A 3,675-nucleotide genomic window follows, 5' to 3' on the forward strand; every position below is an offset into this window, starting at 1 on the left:
AGCTCAACAACGTCCATTACGGACATAGCGGATACTGCTTCAATGATTTGATCTTTAGTGATAGACATTTAAATTGTTCCTGAATATCAGAATAAGTTTATACGTAAGCGAATGCTTTACAAAGACAACTGCGATTAAGCAGCTTCTTTCGCATCGCGTACAGCAGCCAGAGTGCGAACCAGTTTGCCAGCCGAAGCTTCTTTCATGGTTGCCATCAGGCGTGCAATTGCTTCTTCGTAGGTCGGCAGAGTTGCCAGGCGGTCGATTTGCGACGCCGGGATCAGCTCACCTTCAAAGGCTGCGGCTTTGACCTCAAATTTTGCATTCGCTTTCGCGAACTCTTTGAACAGACGAGCGGCAGCGCCCGGGTGTTCCATAGAGTATGCAATCAAGGTCGGACCAACAAACGTGTCTTTCAGGCACTCGAAAGGAGTACCTTCAACGACGCGGCGCAGCAGGGTGTTACGAACAACACGCATGTATACGCCAGCTTCACGACCTGCTTTACGCAGTTCAGTCATTTTGTCTACAGTCACGCCACGGGAATCCGCAACTACTGCAGACAGCGCGCCTTTGGCTACTTCGCTGACTTCAGCAACAATCGCTTGTTTGTCTTGAAGATTTAAAGCCATTAGCTTTGCTCCTGGATGTTTGCCAGAGCTCATGCTCCGGAACTCACTTCACTCGACTCAAAGAGAAGAGCGTCTTAATACGGTGAGCAGAAACAAGCCAGAGTATCCAAAAATAATCTTAGCGTTCTGTCACCGTCTACGCAGGGCATTAAGTCTCTTGCGAAACACCTGCGGTCTTCGACGGAGGCCTGGATAGGCCAGGCTCCAACGAACAAATTCTTTCTATGACTTCGTCCTTTGAACCGCAGCTGTGTTAGCTGCGCTCGTTCACACCAGTCACATAGTTAACTATGCTCCTGGTGATTCACTCACTTGCTGCCTTGCTGCAATTCAAATGACTCGCATAGTGCTCTGTTATATTTCAACAGAATCGTGGGGGTAGAATTGTAGACAAAACCACCGCCCACGTAAAGCTAATCTTAGTTCGCAGATGCGCTCAGACCAGCCTGATCAACGGCAACGCCAGCACCCATGGTGGTGGAGATGCTGATTTTCTTGATGTACACGCCTTTAGCCTGAGTCGGTTTTGCTTTTTTCAGCGCAACCAGCAGAGCTTCCAGGTTTTCTTTCAGTTTATCAGCGTCAAAATCCACTTTACCGATGGTGGTGTGGATGATGCCGTTTTTGTCGTTACGGTAACGAACCTGACCTGCTTTAGCGTTCTTAACCGCTTCAGCAACGTTCGGCGTTACGGTACCCACTTTCGGGTTTGGCATCAGGCCGCGCGGACCCAGAACCTGGCCCAGCTGGCCAACAACGCGCATTGCATCCGGGGAAGCAATAACAACGTCAAAGTTCATTTCGCCTTTTTTGATCTGGTCAGCCAGATCTTCCATACCTACCAGCTCTGCGCCAGCAGCTTTAGCTGCTTCAGCGTTCGGGCCCTGGGCAAATACGGCTACGCGAACTGAACGGCCAGTACCGTGCGGCAGTACGGTCGCGCCGCGGACGTTCTGGTCAGATTTACGCGCGTCGATGCCGAGGTTAACGGCAACATCAACGCTTTCAACGAACTTAGCAGTAGCCAGTTCTTTCAGCAGAGAGATGGCTTCGTTGATGTCGTACTGTTTGGTCGCATCAACTTTGTCACGAATCACGGACATGCGCTTGGTCAGTTTAGCCATTTCTTAGTCCTCCACTACCAGGCCCATGGAACGTGCAGTACCTTCAATGGAGCGAGTCATCGCTTCAATGTCGGAACCAGTCATGTCGGCAGCTTTGGTCTGCGCGATTTCCTGCAGCTGAGCGCGGGAAATTTTACCTACTTTGTCTTTGTTCGGTTTACCGGAACCAGACTTGATACCAGCCGCTTTTTTCAGCAGAACTGCTGCCGGCGGAGTTTTGGTAACGAAGGTGAAAGAACGGTCAGCGTAAACGGTAATAACAACCGGGATCGGCAGACCTTTTTCCAGGGATTCAGTTTTTGCGTTGAACGCTTTGCAGAATTCCATGATGTTCACACCCTGCTGACCCAGTGCTGGACCAACCGGCGGACTCGGGTTTGCCATACCAGCTGCAACCTGCAGCTTGACATAGGCTTGTACTTTCTTAGCCATGTAAATTTCCTCGTTTGGGTGTAGCGCCTAAAAAGGCTCCCCGTGATAAATATCGCTTTATGGGAATCAGACCCATAAAAACAAAAGGCGCGAAATTGTATGTCAATTCCGCGCCTCATGCAACGATTAAAACGTTGCTTTTTTGATCGGCTGTTAGGCTTTTTCTACCTGAGCGAAGTCCAGCTCAACCGGCGTTGCACGACCGAAGATAGAAACGGACACTTTCAGACGAGACTTCTCGTAGTCCACTTCTTCAACCACACCGTTAAAGTCGGCAAATGGACCGTCGCTAACGCGAACCATTTCACCCGGCTCAAACAGCGTTTTCGGCCGCGGCTTATCGCCAACCTGCTGCAGACGGTTCATGATCGCGTCGACTTCTTTGTCGCTGATCGGTGCCGGACGGTCAGATGTACCGCCGATGAAACCCATCACACGCGGTACGCTGCGCACCAGGTGCCAGCTCGCGTCGTTCATCACCATCTGGACCAGCACGTAGCCCGGGAAGAATTTGCGTTCGCTTTTACGACGCTGGCCGCCGCGGATTTCGACCACTTCTTCGGTCGGCACCATGACTTCGCCAAACAACTCTTCCATATTGTGTAATTTGATATGTTCACGCAACGAGGTAGCTACGCGACCTTCAAAACCGGAAAACGCCTGAACGACGTACCAGCGTTTTTTAGGAGCTTCAGACATCTCAGAACCTCAGGCCAGTGATAAAGGATACCAGGCGAACCAGAATACCATCCAGTCCCCACAGGATCAGTGACATTACGGCAGTCACTGCGGCAACAATCAGCGTGGTATGCAACGTTTCCTGGCGAGTCGGCCAGATCACCTTGCGGACTTCGGTTCTCGCTTCACGAGCGAAGGCGACTGTCGCCTTACCTTTTGTCGTTAACAGCGCGACACCGCCCGCTGCAGCGATCAGAATCACTACAGCCAGCGCACGCACTGCCAGCATAATGTCACGATAAAGGAAGTTGCCGACGATGGCCACAATCAGCAGCACGACTACGATTGTCCACTTCATCGCTTCGAGGCCGCGCCCGCTCCCTTGAGCTTCGGTATTCGCACTCATAAACCAACCTGTCACAAGAATTCAGACAAATAACTTCACCCCGCATGAAATGCGAGGCGACCAAACCGAAATGCTCTGCTGCGTTTCGGACTTAACGCCCTCTTCAGAGCCTGTCTCAGCAATGATTATGACCCAAAAAATCACTGATGAGCCAGGTTCTGGTGTGAAAGCGTGCAAAAAGGGCATCAAATGATGCCCTTTTATTGCGCATTGCGTCAAATGTTATCAGCAATTAGCCGAGAACTTTAGCAACCACGCCCGCGCCAACGGTACGGCCACCTTCACGGATTGCGAAACGCAGACCGTCGTCCATCGCGATCGGGTGGATCAGGGTAACAACCATTTTGATGTTGTCGCCCGGCATTACCATCTCTACGCCTTCCGGCAGTTCGATGGTGCCAGT

At 51.3% G+C, this 3,675-nt stretch carries 5 protein-coding genes and 2 pseudogenes; all 7 read right to left on the minus strand.

The window, feature by feature from the left end; translation table 11 throughout:
- Positions 1–68, minus strand: a pseudogene (gene rplL / locus FQK12_RS16765) (50S ribosomal protein L7/L12); the annotation flags it as partial.
- Positions 69–134: 66 nt separating this feature from the next.
- Positions 135–632 carry a 50S ribosomal protein L10 gene (rplJ, locus tag FQK12_RS16770; protein WP_004097644.1) on the minus strand — a complete coding sequence of 166 codons (498 nt, stop codon included), beginning with the start codon at positions 630–632 and terminating at the stop codon, positions 135–137.
- A 419-nt stretch (positions 633–1,051) separates the two neighbouring features.
- Positions 1,052–1,756, minus strand: coding sequence for a 50S ribosomal protein L1 (rplA, locus tag FQK12_RS16775; RefSeq protein ID WP_004097642.1), 705 nt, complete (start codon positions 1,754–1,756; stop codon positions 1,052–1,054).
- Positions 1,757–1,759: 3 nt separating this feature from the next.
- Positions 1,760–2,188: a 50S ribosomal protein L11 gene (gene rplK, locus FQK12_RS16780; protein WP_004097640.1), complete on the minus strand. Its 429-nt coding sequence runs from the start codon at positions 2,186–2,188 to the stop codon at positions 1,760–1,762.
- A 153-nt stretch (positions 2,189–2,341) separates the two neighbouring features.
- Positions 2,342–2,887 (minus strand): transcription termination/antitermination protein NusG, encoded by a 546-nt coding sequence (nusG, locus tag FQK12_RS16785; protein WP_002438628.1) that lies wholly within the window; start codon positions 2,885–2,887, stop codon positions 2,342–2,344.
- A 1-nt stretch (position 2,888) separates the two neighbouring features.
- A complete protein-coding gene (secE, locus tag FQK12_RS16790; protein WP_014227491.1) occupies positions 2,889–3,272 on the minus strand; it encodes a preprotein translocase subunit SecE in 384 nt (127 codons plus the stop codon).
- 232 nt (positions 3,273–3,504) lie between these two features.
- A pseudogene (tuf, locus tag FQK12_RS16795) lies at positions 3,505–3,675 on the minus strand (elongation factor Tu); the annotation flags it as partial.

The organism is Klebsiella sp. ME-303, assembly GCF_007910085.1.
GTDB lineage: Bacteria > Pseudomonadota > Gammaproteobacteria > Enterobacterales > Enterobacteriaceae > Klebsiella > Klebsiella michiganensis.

What these genes read in the sequence shown, in the direction of transcription:
- rplJ (WP_004097644.1), bottom strand. Translation starts at nt 632, where the DNA reads ATGGCTTTAAATCTTCAAGACAAACAAGCGATTGTTGCTGAAGTCAGC.
- secE (WP_014227491.1), bottom strand. Translation starts at nt 3,272, where the DNA reads ATGAGTGCGAATACCGAAGCTCAAGGGAGCGGGCGCGGCCTCGAAGCG.
- nusG (WP_002438628.1), bottom strand. Translation starts at nt 2,887, where the DNA reads ATGTCTGAAGCTCCTAAAAAACGCTGGTACGTCGTTCAGGCGTTTTCC.
- rplA (WP_004097642.1), bottom strand. Translation starts at nt 1,756, where the DNA reads ATGGCTAAACTGACCAAGCGCATGTCCGTGATTCGTGACAAAGTTGAT.
- rplK (WP_004097640.1), bottom strand. Translation starts at nt 2,188, where the DNA reads ATGGCTAAGAAAGTACAAGCCTATGTCAAGCTGCAGGTTGCAGCTGGT.